The organism is Ruminococcus albus 7 = DSM 20455, assembly GCF_000179635.2.
Taxonomy (GTDB): domain Bacteria; phylum Bacillota; class Clostridia; order Oscillospirales; family Ruminococcaceae; genus Hominimerdicola; species Hominimerdicola alba.
The window spans coordinates 11596-26929 of record NC_014824.1; the positions used below are offsets into that span (position 1 = coordinate 11596).

At 38.5% G+C, this 15334-nt stretch carries 13 protein-coding genes; all 13 read left to right on the forward strand.

The window, feature by feature from the left end; translation table 11 throughout:
* Positions 1 to 96 precede the first annotated feature (96 nt).
* On the forward strand, positions 97 to 831 hold the full coding sequence (locus RUMAL_RS16735) for a single-stranded DNA-binding protein (protein ID WP_157865498.1): 735 nt from the start codon (positions 97 to 99) through the stop codon (positions 829 to 831).
* Positions 832 to 848: 17 nt separating this feature from the next.
* A complete protein-coding gene (locus RUMAL_RS16740; protein WP_013483302.1) occupies positions 849 to 1682 on the forward strand; it encodes a hypothetical protein in 834 nt (277 codons plus the stop codon).
* Positions 1683 to 3191: a hypothetical protein gene (locus RUMAL_RS16745; protein WP_013483303.1), complete on the forward strand. Its 1509-nt coding sequence runs from the start codon at positions 1683 to 1685 to the stop codon at positions 3189 to 3191.
* A gap of 249 nt (positions 3192 to 3440) precedes the next feature.
* Positions 3441 to 3959 carry a hypothetical protein gene (locus RUMAL_RS16755; protein WP_013483305.1) on the forward strand — a complete coding sequence of 173 codons (519 nt, stop codon included), beginning with the start codon at positions 3441 to 3443 and terminating at the stop codon, positions 3957 to 3959.
* 15 nt (positions 3960 to 3974) lie between these two features.
* The gene (locus tag RUMAL_RS16760; protein ID WP_013483306.1) at positions 3975 to 8420 is read left to right on the forward strand and encodes a serine-rich protein; all 4446 of its coding nucleotides are present in this window, start codon (positions 3975 to 3977) and stop codon (positions 8418 to 8420) included.
* Between the two features lie 121 nt (positions 8421 to 8541).
* Complete coding sequence (locus RUMAL_RS16765) at positions 8542 to 9303, forward strand: CpaB family protein (RefSeq protein ID WP_013483307.1); 762 nt, start codon at positions 8542 to 8544, stop codon at positions 9301 to 9303.
* Positions 9304 to 9325: 22 nt separating this feature from the next.
* Positions 9326 to 10867: an AAA family ATPase gene (locus RUMAL_RS16770; protein WP_013483308.1), complete on the forward strand. Its 1542-nt coding sequence runs from the start codon at positions 9326 to 9328 to the stop codon at positions 10865 to 10867.
* A 12-nt stretch (positions 10868 to 10879) separates the two neighbouring features.
* Entirely contained in the window at positions 10880 to 12205 is a 1326-nt protein-coding gene (locus RUMAL_RS16775) for a TadA family conjugal transfer-associated ATPase (RefSeq protein ID WP_013483309.1), read from the forward strand.
* 17 nt (positions 12206 to 12222) lie between these two features.
* Positions 12223 to 13101: a type II secretion system F family protein gene (locus tag RUMAL_RS16780; RefSeq protein WP_013483310.1), complete on the forward strand. Its 879-nt coding sequence runs from the start codon at positions 12223 to 12225 to the stop codon at positions 13099 to 13101.
* A complete protein-coding gene (locus RUMAL_RS16785) occupies positions 13102 to 13962 on the forward strand; it encodes a type II secretion system F family protein (protein WP_013483311.1) in 861 nt (286 codons plus the stop codon).
* Between the two features lie 82 nt (positions 13963 to 14044).
* On the forward strand, positions 14045 to 14305 hold the full coding sequence (locus tag RUMAL_RS16790) for a hypothetical protein (RefSeq protein WP_013483312.1): 261 nt from the start codon (positions 14045 to 14047) through the stop codon (positions 14303 to 14305).
* A gap of 4 nt (positions 14306 to 14309) precedes the next feature.
* Positions 14310 to 14822, forward strand: a complete 513-nt coding sequence (locus RUMAL_RS16795) for a prepilin peptidase (protein ID WP_013483313.1) — start codon at positions 14310 to 14312, stop codon at positions 14820 to 14822.
* A complete protein-coding gene (locus RUMAL_RS16800) occupies positions 14819 to 15325 on the forward strand; it encodes a TadE/TadG family type IV pilus assembly protein (protein WP_013483314.1) in 507 nt (168 codons plus the stop codon). The genes RUMAL_RS16795 and RUMAL_RS16800 overlap by 4 nt, the downstream gene beginning before the upstream one ends.
* Positions 15326 to 15334: the final 9 nt, after the last annotated feature.

Here is a 15334-nt window from a genome sequence, read left to right on the forward strand (position 1 = left end):
GCAAAGGCCAATTATATTTCTTTTTTAGGTCAGATCTTGAATGATCCGCAGCTTAAGATGAATTCGAATTCGGAAATCTTTCAGGGCCGATTGGTCATGAAAGTCGTAAGGCGTTTTGTTGATGAAAACAGAAGGATCGAGTTTTCTGACCCTATAATCGTTACCGGAAACCCCAAAGTGGCTAAAATGATGACAAATCTTAAAAAGTGGGATATTTGCTCCTTAAAAGGGGTGCTCACAACAATGAATGTTACCCGTTCATGGATCTGTCCTGAGTGCGATTATACAAATCAGCCTGTTGGTATGTATACTTTAATCACTCCTATCTTTATGGAAAAAACCATGGATATGTCACAGGCGTTTTCGTCTTCTGATGAGAGAGATCAGCTTTGCGAAGCGGAAGGCATTAAGATACTTAAATCTCACAACGAAGTCTCCAATATAATACATGTTATCGGTACTGTTTGTAAAATGACCGAACTTTACGATAACGGAACTTCGGCTACACTTAACTTTCAGATCGCTGTTAATCGTAGTTTCCGACTGATAGAAGGCGATCCGGATATCAGAACGGATTATCCTTGGGTAAAGCTTCATGGAGATAAAGCAAGAGAAGCAGCAAGAGTTCTTAGTGTAAATTCAACCGTATTTATTGACGGATCTATTTTTACAAAGATGGTCCAGAAGAAAACATACTGTGAAAAATGCGGCAACGAACACGTTATAAATGAGCTTGTTACCGAGATACATCCGTACTCCGTGGAATATCTGCATAACTGTAATCTTCCTGCTGATGAATATACCGAAGACTATACTGATTTCCCCGGATAACGAAAGGATGTGCTGAAATGGCTAATCTTCTTAACGAAAGACTTAATTTGGATAATGATGATACACCAAAGAAGAAAAAAACAAAAAAAATAAAAAGAAAAAAAACTGAACCACAAAGCCAAATAATAAAACCTATAAATAAAAATGAAGTATTAGAAAAAAATAATAACTCTATTTATGACGAAGAACTGGAAGCGTTGACCGCGGATGAATACATTCGTGAGCAAAAAGCGATCAAAAAAAGCAATAGAAAAATTTACTTTACGAAAATCTTTATGTGTTTTATGTGCGCGTATCTGCTTTTCTTGATATACGGCGTAATGGTAACAAACTACGATTACGACGAAAAGGGAAATGTTACTGCGCAGATATTAAGCATAGAGGATATACAAAATCAGAATGAATATTCAGCTCTTATGGGCTATTATATAGAAGCACGAAACATTTATGAAAAAATACTTATTTTGAATTATCGTTATGATCAAAGCGAAGAAGATGCACTTGATCTTGTGCCTGAGTATGAAACGGTGCTTGAAGATGTAAATAAGCTTATAGTTCAACTAAAAGCAGTTACTCCCTCAAAGCAGTATTCTCAGGCTTACTCACTTTTGATCAGTTGGGTAGATACGGACATTGCATCTTTTTTACAGGAAATTTCTGCAGCTATCTCGCAAAATAATGCGGAACATATGCAGAATGCAATAAATGATAAAACAAGAACATATAATGACTGCCATCAGCTTACAGCTAATATGATAAGCCTTGGTGAACATGTAAAGGGCGTAAGTATTTCTGAACTGAAGGAGTGGTCTCCTGAAGAATTTTTAAAGAAAGAAATGGGTGATGTCTAAGTGTCGGCATATAATGATCTGCTTAATAAGTACAATACTCTGGTAGCTAGATGCCAGTCCCTGCAGGAAACACTGATAAGTAAGGAACAGCAGTGGAATATAGAAGCGGAAGAACATAAAATCGTAGAAGATAATATAAAAAAATTATGCATACTAATTCTGGCAAAAGATAAATCGCAGATAAATCTCGGTTCAAACAGTGGCTCATGGAACGCTTGTCAGATAAGAGATCTGATCATCCAATCAATCGACAGCTATAAAAAATACAACCGGGAAAGATCATTAACTCTACAACAGTTGCTGGATCTTGCGGAAGAAAAACAACATACTATCGATGGATTAATAGACGAACTGGAATTCTATAAAAACAACAGCGGGAAAAACGTTGACTACGCAGAAGAAAAGGAATCGAAGGCAAAGGAAAAAGCTCTCGAAGAGGCGATTGAAGGGCTTGATTTTGAGGAGAAGCAGAAGATAAAAAACAATAACGCTAATATTCAGCTCATCGACAATGAATCCGGAGTGAGTGACCTTATTCTTGATGCGATGGAAGAACTGGATACATTTATGCCAACCGAAAAATCTGTTCCGATCAAAGATTCCAACGGAAAGATCGCTTTGGCAAGAGAAAAAAAGCGTCAAAATAACGTTGTAAAAAAATTTGCATCCGAAATGGATGTCGGGAGAGTTCTGAATGATCTGTCTCCTGTTCAAAAAGACATCATCACTATAATAGGCGAAAAGGGTTTATCCGAAAATATGGAAATAATCCAGGAGTTGTACAAGGATGAAAAAAACAAGACAAAAACAAAAGATAGCTTAAGTTCTATGATATACACAGCAGAAAGGGAATTACAGGCAACCGGTGTTATAATTTCGGAAAATACAGCTATTCCTCTTGTAGGAAAAGCAAATGTCAAGATAATAAGAATGACAGAACTTGGAAACCGACTGTATTCTATGATGCATAACAAAAAGCCTGTTATTTCCGAAGCAAACAGACTTCAGGCAGAACATGATAATATCCATCATGGGTATGGTATTAAAGCTATCTCGCAAAGTATGCAAAGCTGTGATCTTTACTCGCATGTAAGCATGGATTGCCGAAGAGATCCGTTTATAGTTGATAAAAACAAAAATAGAAATGTAACATACATTCCTGATATAATTGCTGTTTACAAAAATGGTGACGAAAAATGCTACTTTGAGTATGAAAGATGTAGTCGTCCCGATGATGTAATTGCTGAAAAATGCAATAAAATGTGTCATTTTACACGAAACATGTATTTTCTGACCAACAATAGTAACCACGCTAATAATTTAGCTAAACAGCTTACAAAATGGAAAAAAGAAGCTGCTAAAAGAAAAATTAAAGCCAAGATCTTTTTATCTACAGTAAAAAGTTTTCAAGCTAATAATTTTGACATAAAGGAAAAATGGCAGTTTTATTGGGGTGACAATGACATTGAACCAATAACGGAAACGAAAGTAGATATGCCCGATAATTAATTTTGTCAGATGCAATTTTCTCATATAATTAAAATGTGAAAGGAGAATGATTTTATGGCTGATATAATTCATTCATTTATAGCGTTCAATGTTAACGCGTTCAATCATCTTGTATATTTACTCTCTCAGAATATCTCTATTATCATTATTCTGATTGCTGCCGTTCTAACGGCTGTTTTATCGCTCAAGGATGTCGTAGTTAAGTCTACCCGTGATCAGAGACCAATGATTTAATAAGGAGTGATAAATATGAAAGGTGTTAATAAAGAAGTATACAAAGAGCCCATGACATCTCAGGAAGCAACTGCTTATATAAAAGCCATTGGTTATCCTGTATTGATACTGCTCTTGTCGATGTTTTCTATAAGTGTTTTTTCCGGATTCGGCACAAGACTTATCGCTCCATTGACAGCCGCAATGTGGGGAGTGGGTGTGATCGGAGCTCTTGTATTAAAATCGATGAGAAAAGAAATCTTAAAAGAAACGCTTGCTTTTATCGGTATTTATCAGACAACTCTCCTCGGATGGAGAGAGGCTATAAAGTTAGTATCGAACGTATCCACTGAGCAGATCATGGCATCCTATAATCAAGTGATATCGTTAAACCAGAGTTCTGCATTGCCCGGATACCTTCAAACGGCACTATGGGCGACAACGATCCTTGTGCCGGCGGGTTTTCTCGGAAGAGAAGCAACGCGAATATATAGGTTTACTAAAAAAACAGACAAAAACAAAGCTTTGAATCAAGTTCGTGGCATCAGACCATAGAAAGGAGAATAGGGAATGGCTTTAACAGTATTTGATATCAAAAGAATATTACAGCCTAAAATCTCAACTATGCCTTCTGATGATTTCAGGATCATTGATTCTTGGGTAGAAGTCGATGAAAATTCATCCAAATCTGTTCCCAAACGACCGATCAAATATCTCTGTTTTAAGATAGAGGTCATTAATCCCGGAAACGGTGAAAAAAACACTATTTATAAAGCACTAAAATTTTACAGAGTTAAAAGACTGCCTAAGTCCTCAAAAGAATCAAAAACCTTTATGGATATGCACTCACAGGTTTTGGCAGCTCTTTACGAAAATGAGATCAATTTTGTAACTATAATAGCAAATATCATGGATCCTCCGTTAGGACTGCTTTTCCTGTACGGTGTTCAGGGCGTTTCAAAAGATCTCGAAGAAGCAAAAATGATAGCGGATACAGATTATGTATCTCTCGGTGCAGCGCTGCAGGGAACGTATAAAGTTCTTCATATGTCTCACATAGAACAGCAGGAGACCGAATGGCTGAGACAAAAGATGTTCAATATGGAATACCTGACTGCTGTAAGAGGTATCCCGAAGGCGAATTCTCTTGGTGTTAGTGTTTCAAAAACGACAATGGATAATAAACCCCAGAATCCCGACGGAACAGGCACACTTGAGGAAATAATTCTCGGTATGTCTGATTATGAGTATGTAATTCAGATTCTTTCAACTCCTGTTAAGATGGATACCTTGACAGCCTGGAGCATGGCAAACCAGATGAACATGACTGAATGGAATGAACAGCTGCAGGGTACTAAAAGTCTTAATTTTTCGCTTAGTATCCCTATGATGTATATGGCAAATACATCAAATTCTAAGGGATGGAATCAAGCATATTCTGATTCCTCAACTTTGTCTCACGGTACCGGACAGTCCTTTAATACCGGCTATGGTGAGAACCTCAGTAATGGTTTGAGCATGAATTATGGTCAGGCTATAGGTCAGTCTTCCGGTCATTCGTTTTCTAATACCATTTCCAACACTGAATCCATATCTCAAAGTGTAAGTCACGGTCAATCTCTGACTCACAGTGTCGGAGAAAGTCTCGGGCTTTCTCAGGGGCATACACAGGGCCTTACTCAGGGCGTTTCAGAAAATTTTGGTCATAATACATCCAACAGTCTTAATCACAGTATAAGCAATAATGTGTCCAACAGTTTCGGATTGAGCCAAAATCATGGCTATTCTCACGGAAATTCCGTAAATATCGGGGAAAGTATCAATCAAAGTGCCGGAATTTCAGAGGGGTATGGTGCTAGTATATCTCAGAATTCCAGTCATTCGCTAAATCACGGTTCGAGTATCAATAGCTCGATATCTCAATCACAGGGCTTTAGCCAGAGTCAATCATATAATCAATCCCTTGGTCAGTCATCCTCAATGTCCAACTCTATTTCAAGCGGCAGATCTATGAATTTCGGTCATGGTGAAAGTTGGAACGAAGGTCAGAATTTTTCTCATGGTAATTCTTTGACTTCATCCGAAGGACAGAGCTATGGTCATAGTGCAAACTCAGGCAGCAGTTGGAATAATTCGGAAGGATTCTCGGATGGATGGTCGCATGGATCATCCATGAATTCAGGAACATCATCAGGAAGTTCTGTTAGTTCCGGTTCATCGGAAAACAGCGGTTTATCCAATTCTGTGTCGAATAATGTTTCGCTGGGAATCGGTCCGGTCAACAGCAGTGGCGGCGACGGACAGAATTTTTCATCTTCGTCAGGCTACTCTTCCAGCACTTCTGAAAATTTGGGCCACAGCACGGGGTACGGTACAAGTGATTCGAATAATTATGGTCATAACAATAGCTTCAGCAATGGTGGTTCTTTCTCCCAGGGCGAAAATTGGGGTGCAAGCAGTTCTTTATCTCAAGGAATGTCCACAAGCGAAGGCTTGAGTTTCGGTCATGGCGGTTCGATAAATGAATCATATGGCTTTAATTCATCGCAGTCACAGGGTATCACAAACGGTACATCCTTTAGCCAGTCGATTGGTACAGGTCAATCATTATCCAGTACTCAAGGCATTTCAAACGGATGGGGTCAGAGCTATTCATACGGTGAATCTGCTGGCATGGGCGTTTCTCAGAGTCAGAATCAGGGATTCTCTCAGAGTTATGGTTCAGGGTCATCCTTTAGTCAGGGTGACAGCCAATCTATATCGGAATCCGTTGGAACGTCTCAAAGCCAGTCTGTCGGCTCCGGAGAATCGTGGGGTCTTGGTCAGTCGGAAGGTTTTTCCGAAAGTATGGGATATTCAAGATCTGCGTCCGATTCCGTATCTCAGTCTGTTACAAATAGTATTTCAAACTCCGATAGCTTCGGAAGATCTATTTCACAGTCTCAGGGTTATTCTCAGGGTATAAGCAGAGGAATGTCTCTCGGAGAAACATCATCACAGTCATACACACAGAATGTTTCTCAGGGTGCATCAATGAGCACCGGATCCAGTAAATCTGTTTCACAGGGACAGAGTATTTCGGAAAGCAATGGAAGAAGCTTAGGTCAGTCTATGGGTACTTCAGGTGCTTTTGCGACATCAACCGGCGGATCTATGGGACTCGGCCCTTCGATAAGCTATGGTAAATCTTATCAGTGGCTTGATCAGCAAGTTAAAGACATTCTGGAAATTCTCAATTATGAGAATGAAAGACTAAAAAATGCTTTAAAAGGTAACGGTGCATTTTACACTGACGTTTATATTGCGTGTACGTCACAGGATGCACTTGCAGCAGCAAAAGCTCTCGCCAAGTCATCTTGGCAAAACGACCAGGCACTTAGAATGCCTATTCAAGTTCTTGACCTTGAATCAGAAGAACAGAGACATCTGCTTTATCATTTTAGCGCTTTTTCGGCGGATATTACAAGGACTTCGGTGTACGGAGTATCTGAATACAAATATACTACAGTTTTGCTACCAAGTGAACTTGTAGCATATACTCATCCACCGAGAGCTTCGGAAGGCGGTATTTACAGCGATGTAAATGACGTTCCTAAATTCGCCGTACCTTCGATGATGCAGGGTGAGATATACATGGGTACGATTCTTTCTGCTGAAAGATGGACTATAAACAACGGGTATAAAACGCCGTTTGATTATAGAATAGATGAATCTATGCTTATGCACGGTTATTTTACAGGTCAGTCAAGATCCGGTAAAACCGTAGCTGCAATGAGATTCATTGCCGAACTATCAAGAGCGAGAAGAAAGCAAACAGGAAAGCGTTTTAGAATAGTATGTATGGATCCTAAATCTGATTGGAGATCACTTGCAAGGTTCGTCGAGCCCGAAAGATTCAATTTCTACAGCCTTGGCAATCCGAATTTCCATCCGATTCATTTTAATCCGTGTAAGATACCATACGGTGTTTTCCCGCAGAAATGGGTAGACGGTCTTATCGAGATCTTCTGCCGTGCTTACGGGCTCCTTGAAAGAGGTAAACAAATCATGGCTGAAACTATTTTTGCTCTTTACAGAAAAGCAGGAGTTTTTGATGCCTTGGACGATCCTAATTGGAAGGATGTAGTGCCGGAACTTTCCAAGAAGGTGACTTTCAAGAAGATCTACAAGCATATGGAATCATGCAAGATCGCTCTTGATGACTCTAGCAATCCTAAAGGCAGAGCCGGAAACGACACAAGAGACGCTTATTCAAGAATTCTTGAACGTCTGTCATGCTTCGGAAGAGAATATTCGATAGAATCGAAACTTTTCGGAGAAGAAGATGGAATGGGAATAGATGATCTGATAGGAGACGATGATATCACAGTTCTTGAATCCTCGGGGCTGGAATCAACTTTCTCCAACTTCATATTCGGTGTAATAACATCAGGATTCTATCAGTATGGTAAAGCTCAGGAAGGAGGCTATAAAGCTCCTGATCAGTATGAAACAATACTGGTCATAGAGGAGGCAAATAAAGTCCTTACAGGTAATGATACAGCAGGTACAGGGGGAGGTTCATCGTTGAGCCTCGGCGGACAATCTGAGTTTGAAGAAATACTTGACCAGTCAGCCGGCTATGGTCTGTTTGTAATTGCTATAACACAGAAAATAGCTGACATGCCATCCTCGATCATGGCAAATGCAGGTCTTGTGTTTGCGGGACGTCTTAAGAGAGTAGAGGATATAAATGTAGTAATCAGAACGATAGCGCGTGAAGAGAAGTTTGAAGATCGTGACATAGTTAAGTGGTTCCCAAGATCACCTACAGGTTGGTTTATTTGCCAGACATCACGAGGTTATGACTTTTTGGACGCCGAACCCGTTCTTGTTAATATCGCTCCGCTTAACTTTGATCCGCCTACAAATGATGAGATAGATGAAGTTCTGACACGTAAAAAGATAGATATCATGCTTCGCAACAATGCAAGGAACGATGCACTCGATCATTCTCAGATCTCGGTTACAGTTTAATCGGATCATACTATATAAAAATATCCCGACTAAAGTTCGTCGGGATATTTCTATTTATTTTTTTCAAAATAAAAAATTTTCTGCTATAATATAATTAGTATAAAAAAAGGAGAGATATACAATGTCAAAATCTCATAAAATTACCATTCTTTTGATCTTGGCGGTCATATCTGCAATAGTTACTGGTACTTTGATCTATAAGTACTGCAATTCAACCAAAGGCTTTATTTACGTATTTAATGATGATTATAAAGCCGGCGCAAAGATCGAAAAGAGTATGCTTTCGCCTATGAAGGTTGACGATCAGATAATCAAGACAGGACAAAAGGGAGGTCTTGAAAGCTACTACATAACCGGTGAAAATTACTCTAAGGTCGTAGAACGTAATGAGTATCTGCTTAACGATGTTGTGAAAAATCAGCCGCTGACACTCGTAGATCTTGCTATGACGAGCGGTTCGAGTATTGAAAGGTCGCTGTCCGGCAACGGAATGGCTGTTACTATCCCTATATCCGGAACAGCTGCTGTTACGGACGAATTAAGAGTCGGTTCTGTTGTCAACATTTATTCAAGCGACGCAAGTGGAACAAAACTCTTGTTTGAAAACATGAGAATAATTGCCAGAAATAATGAAAACTCTGTATCCAAGGTGACATTTGAAACATCACCGGATGATACATTAGATCTTATAAATGCAGCAAACAACAAAAAACTTTACTTCTCACTGGTATCACCTGTACTTGATGAAAATGCTCATTCGGGCTATGTGGTAACGGAAGAAGAAAAGGAAGAATCCATTATTATAAATGATAATGATCCTGATTATACCGAAGATGTTCAGATCCCGGAGGATAATCTTCCTGAGGATACATCATCTAAATAAATCTTTAACGGAGGGATTTAATTTGAATAAAGTACTGATAGTAGATAACAGAGCAGCTTATTATCAAAACATTAAAACAAGAATCGAAATAAGTGATGAACTTGAACTCGATGCAGAAATTTTCCTGTATACTGATTACAGCGAATTCCAGGAGCATATTACAAAGAATCACTATGACATGATAGCTGTGGTAAGCGGAGTTATAATGTCTGATGATTTTGTGATACCGGCTGAGCAGAAACTCCTTGGATATCTTGAAAGGAAAAATTCCGATAATTCTATTTTTGTTAATAGCGGTATTGTTGATCTCGGCTATTTCAATGATTCGTTTGAAATGCTTCAAACGCTTGAAAAAATGCAGCCGAACGATGCTGAAATAAAAAATGAAACCAAAAATGAAACTCCTGTAACAGCTTTATCAGTAGAAAACACAAACGCAGAAACAACTATAAAGCCTGATGCAGAGGAAGTAAGAGGAATAAGAAGTGAAACAAAAGCAGAAAATGCGGCTGAAAAAGCTTTTTTCTGTTCGAACTGCGGAATGAAATTACTGCCGGAAACTAGATTCTGTCATATATGCGGAACTCCTGTAGACGATGCTGATGCTATGATACGAAATGCGGCTATAGACAGAGATGATCGCACGGATGATATTGAAAAACTTGTAGCTGAAGATCTCAAACTCCAGCGCCATCAATGTAAAGTGGTATCATCTTATGCTGCTAAAGGCGGTGTTGGCAAGACAACTATTGCCGCAAATCTGGCAGTACTTCTGGCACGTACTACTACAGACAGACGCAAAACCAGGGTGTGTATCGTAGATTTCAATATTGATTTTGGAAACATTCGGACTACACTGAATTTCTCGCGTAAGGATGTAACAATGATCGACTGGCTTGCTAACATCGATGCAAAAATCGGTGAAGGTATAGACCCAAAGGAAATAAAATATTCAAAGGAAGAGATCGAGTGTTTCCTGCAAAAGAAATCTTTTAAGAAAACCTTGAGTAATGACGAAACCGAGATCTATGGTCTTATTGCTCCGCTTATACATAAAGATTCCATGGGCATACCCGAAAAAAGCTTTGAAGTAATGCTGAGAAATCTAAAAGAAAACGGCGATTTTGATTATATAATCTGTGATACAGGCAACAATACCCGTGATTCGTCTTTTACGGCGCTCGAACTTTCGGATAAAATTCTGCTTATAGCTACTCAGGACGTTACGACTGTAGATTGCAATGACAGTTTCCTTAAGACCATGGATGAAATATCTGATTTTGATAAAGGAAAAGTTTATCTGGTTATAAATAACATTATATCTGCAAAAGAAACAGGCGTTTCAGTAAAGGATATAGAAGAGGCAGTGCCGGAATTTCCGTGTATTGGAAGGATCAGAAGAAATACAAGTGTAACTCTTGCTAATAATAAGGGTATCCCTGCGGCTCTTGACTCGGGTGCTCCGTTTACGAGGGAGCTTTCTGAGATAGTATCAGCCATAATCGATGAAGATCTTGAGATCAAGCCGAAGAAAAAAGGTATTTTTTCATTCTTGAGGAAATAAGGAGAAGTCAAAATGAGCCTTATTGAAAAAATAATTAATAAAGCCGAAAAAGAAAAACAGAGCTTGGCCGATAAAATACAGTCAGAATCCGTTATTCTTGATTCACAACAGCAGGATACAGCCAATGCCTTGATAAAAGAGATCAGTTCCGAAAACTTCGACACTATCACTTTGAAAGGTATTGATAATTCGGTTAATGAACTGAAAGATCAGCTTCATAAAAAAATTGAAGCACTGGATGTTTCATATGAGGAAAAGCTGAAGCTTGAAAAGAACATTGCTGCGAATATATCAGGCCTGGGTCCTCTTGAAGAATTTATGTCAGATCCGGATATCACCGAAATAATGGTCTTGCGATATGATCATGTCGTTATCGAGAAGAACGGTGAGAAGATCAATACCGACGTCAAATTCCAGTCCGAACTGCATCTTGTAAACGTGATCCAGCGTATAGTTCAGCCAATAGGCAGACAGATAAATCTCTCTACACCAATCGTTGATGCGAGATTGTCTGATGGTTCTCGTGTAAATGCGACGATACCGCCCGTATCCGTGGATGGAGCAACTTTAACTATTAGAAAATTTTCTAATAAAGCTTTGACCGGAGAAGATTATCTCAAGCTCGGTACATTAAATCAGGAAATGCTTGATTTTCTTTGTGCTGCAGTAAAAGGGAAGGCAAATATAATCGTATCCGGCGGAACAAATACGGGAAAAACTACGCTTTTGAATATGCTTTCGGGTTTTATCCCGGAAGAAGAAATGGTAATTACAATAGAAGATTCATGTGAGCTTCAGCTCAAATCTCCGAATGTAAGAAGACTTGAAGCTAAAGATTCTCTGGCTACAGACAGAGTGATGAAGATAGATATAAAAGCCTTGGTAAAAAACTCTTTGAGAATGAATCCTGACAGGATAATTGTCGGAGAGATACGTGACGGGACGATCGTTGATATGATATCTGCCATGAGTACCGGTCATGAAGGTTCAATGTCTACGACTCATGCTAATAGTCCTGCCAATCTTGTCAATTCGAGGATCCCGATTTTTTATAGTATGGCTAATGCAAGCTTTACCGCTGAAACACAAGCACTTCAGGTAGCAGAAGCACTGGATCTTATCGTTCAGATAGGATTCAGAAATAAAAAAAGAGTCATAACACATATAACAGAAGTTTCGGGTGCTTCAGATTACAGGATAAACCTCAAAGATATTTTTACTTATGACTCAAACGGAGGTTTCTCCGCAACAGGATACGTTCCCAAAACATTATTATCCAGACTCAAAGCGTATGGTTCTGAGATTGATGAAAAAGTATTCGACCCCAAAAAATCGTAAAAGGAAAGAAGGATACAATGTATTACGCTATTTTTTTCGCCGGATTATCTGTTATACTGATATTTCTCGCAGTTATAATAAATGTTAGGGAAAAGAAAAATATCATAAATAAAAAAGATGCTGATTTTATTGATATTTTTATAGAAAAGAAAAAACAGTATCTAGCGTCAATTCCCGGTGCAATGTCGATCAAAACATATTTGATTTTGATGTTATTTTTCCCTTTGACCGGTTCTGTTGGGGCATGGTTCTTGAGTAAAGAGTTGTGGCTTTCGATCATTATCTTTTTTGTCGGTCTGTTTATTCCGAAATTTATAGTAAGCTATACTGAAAAAAAGCATAAGAAAAATTTTGAAGAGAGATACGCAAGAGCATTACGTCAATTATCCAGCTCTTTAAGAGCCGGAATGACGTTACAGCAGGCTGTGGAAGATCTCTGTAAATGTCCGTTTATCCATTATGAGATAAAAAAAGAATTCAGACAGATAAATTCGGATATTCAGCTTGGATTCTCAATATCAGAAGCTTTTGGACACATGGCGGAAAGGATACCGACCGCTGATGTAAAAGATGTTGTTTCTGCGATCAAGATGCAAAGTTTGGTAGGCGGATCTGAAGCGGAATCAATAGAGATCATAACAAATAACATAAACTCCAGAATGATGCTTCGCAAAGAAATAAAAACCTTGTTTGCAAGCACTAAAATGACAATAATAGGAATGGATATTCTTCCAGCTATTATTATATTATTTCTGTATTACTCTTCCCCAATGTATTTTAGACCTTTGTTTTCAACGCTTATAGGGCGTTTGGTCTTTGTACTTGCTATCATCTTAATGGTGATCGGAAGCTACATTGACAGAAAATTCCTAAATCGAGTAAAGGGGGTAGATTAAATGGAGTTTGCTATTGCTCTTTTTACAGGCGTAACTGTTTTTCTTCTTATTTTACTTGTAGCGACGTTTTTATCAACAGAAAATGTAGCGCTCATAAGTAAAGAAAAACTTACCGTAGAGCACTTATGCAGCAAGATAATAAAGAAGGAACCTGAAGTACTGGCAGATAAGCTGGGGATTCAGACCGATAAGTATATGTTCAACTGCAATCTTATCGGAGTTGAGCCTAATCTCGATAAACTGATAATTACGAGAATACTGGCTGTGACCATTGCTGTTCTGGGAATCCTGATAGCTTTTCTTATCAATACTCCTCTAATATCTTTGCTTATCGGATTAGCAACAGCTGTAATTACGATATTGGTGTTTATCTCACCAACGGCTACAATTAATGACCGTGCTCAAAAGAAGAAAGCTCAGTTTGAATCCGAGATACCGCGTTTTTTGGATCTGTTTCAGACAGCAATAAAAATAAATCTACCCGTTGCAACGGCCATTAAAATAACAGCCGAAAGTATTGATGGAATCTTATCGGAGGAGCTTTTAAGAGCACTTGTTGTGACAGAGCTTGGAACAAGCAACTGGCAGGATTCTTTGTATGATATAGCACAAAAATACGAAGTGGACAGCTTTTCGGATTTTGTTCTTGACATCGTTACTGCTTTTCAAAAAGGTTCGGATATAACCGAATCTGTAGAGAGACAAAGCAGAAGTATAAAATCATCGACATTACTCAGTGCAAAAGAGCAAGCAGCTAAAACTACAAGCTTGATACTGATACCTGTTGTGGTGTTCAAAATGATACCGCTGATGATAATTTTATTTTTACCTGTCATCATGCAAATACTTAATGGGATGTAAAAAATTTTTTATTTTCAAAATTTTCTGCTATAATAAATAGGGAAACCTTTATAACATATAATTTTCAAAAGGAGAGATTATAATGAAAGATTACGCAAAAAGATTTTTTAACGAAGAAGAAGGAGAGGAAGGTGCTGAATTCCTCGAATACGCAGTTATTATAGGTCTGTCGGCTATACTTATAGCTGTAATAATTGTTGTAGTTATGGTCGTAAAATACAAGGGTTTAAAATCTGCCAAAAAAATCGATGAAGCAGGCAATGACTCTACTGCTGTAGATTGGGATGCTGCTCTCGGAGACAAAGACAAGGAAGTAAACGATGCCTTGAAGAATCTGGATTGATAATATGTATATCCTCAGGACTGTAATAGCCGCCGTCATATGTTTGGCGGCGGCTATATTCGATTATAAAACTACAAAGATACCAAATAAATTCATTTTCCCCGTTATTATATTGAGTTTTATTTTTTCTCTTATTTGCTACCCTTTGATAAATACCGGATTTTCGGTTTTATTTGTCGTACTTCTGTTCTTTTTTGGAATGACAGGATGGATGGGTTTGGGAGATATAAAGCTGTTAATGGCTTTGTCTTTAATAGGAACATGGAAGATGGGGTTATTTACATTTGCGCTTTCATCAATTTATCTGATGATCTTCGGTTTCTTGGTTTCTCCATATGAAACAGGATTCTATGCAAAAAAAATGCTGAATAGATTCAAATTAAAAAAAGAACCATTATATAAAAAATCGACCAAATACAAATTTGCGCCGTTTATAATGCTTGGAGCATTGTCATACTCGATAATTTTTGATCCGGCGGGACCGATTCATTTCGAGGTGTTCGGAGGATTTTTATGAAATTAAAGATAATCAAAAGATTTTTTCGTTCAGGTAACGGAGAACTCCTGGGATTCGTTATTTGTATGCCATTATTCGTCTGGCTGCTTATGCTGTTAGTTTCGATAGCACAGTTATCTATCACCAAAGAACAGATCACGTATCTGGCATATGCTGCCGGCAGAGCTGCAGTTGTCTCCGAAAATGCAAATGACGCGCTTAATAACGCCCAGGCAGTTGTGGATGAGTCATCAAATCTTTCAGGATTCAGCAACGTAAACGTTGATATCCTGTTTAATGGCGAACCTATAACGGAAAGCAATATAAATTCGATCTCATGGCAAAAAGGGGAGTATATAGTAGTTAGGCTAACGTATACAACAGATTCCCTTATCAGCGGTGCTATTCCTTTCTCTGATGAAGAGATCGATATGAATGGAACAAGAGAAATGCTTATGGTTATGATGATCGAACGCCCTGTTCCTAATGACCCGTATACAAGCGAATGGACTAATTTATCGTAACGGAGGTCT

What these genes read in the sequence shown, in the direction of transcription:
- RUMAL_RS16735 (WP_157865498.1), top strand. Translation starts at nt 97, where the DNA reads ATGAAAGTCGTAAGGCGTTTTGTTGATGAAAACAGAAGGATCGAGTTT.
- RUMAL_RS16760 (WP_013483306.1), top strand. Translation starts at nt 3,975, where the DNA reads ATGGCTTTAACAGTATTTGATATCAAAAGAATATTACAGCCTAAAATC.
- RUMAL_RS16765 (WP_013483307.1), top strand. Translation starts at nt 8,542, where the DNA reads ATGTCAAAATCTCATAAAATTACCATTCTTTTGATCTTGGCGGTCATA.
- RUMAL_RS16790 (WP_013483312.1), top strand. Translation starts at nt 14,045, where the DNA reads ATGAAAGATTACGCAAAAAGATTTTTTAACGAAGAAGAAGGAGAGGAA.
- RUMAL_RS16785 (WP_013483311.1), top strand. Translation starts at nt 13,102, where the DNA reads ATGGAGTTTGCTATTGCTCTTTTTACAGGCGTAACTGTTTTTCTTCTT.
- RUMAL_RS16795 (WP_013483313.1), top strand. Translation starts at nt 14,310, where the DNA reads ATGTATATCCTCAGGACTGTAATAGCCGCCGTCATATGTTTGGCGGCG.
- RUMAL_RS16755 (WP_013483305.1), top strand. Translation starts at nt 3,441, where the DNA reads ATGAAAGGTGTTAATAAAGAAGTATACAAAGAGCCCATGACATCTCAG.
- RUMAL_RS16800 (WP_013483314.1), top strand. Translation starts at nt 14,819, where the DNA reads ATGAAATTAAAGATAATCAAAAGATTTTTTCGTTCAGGTAACGGAGAA.
- RUMAL_RS16780 (WP_013483310.1), top strand. Translation starts at nt 12,223, where the DNA reads ATGTATTACGCTATTTTTTTCGCCGGATTATCTGTTATACTGATATTT.
- RUMAL_RS16775 (WP_013483309.1), top strand. Translation starts at nt 10,880, where the DNA reads ATGAGCCTTATTGAAAAAATAATTAATAAAGCCGAAAAAGAAAAACAG.
- RUMAL_RS16740 (WP_013483302.1), top strand. Translation starts at nt 849, where the DNA reads ATGGCTAATCTTCTTAACGAAAGACTTAATTTGGATAATGATGATACA.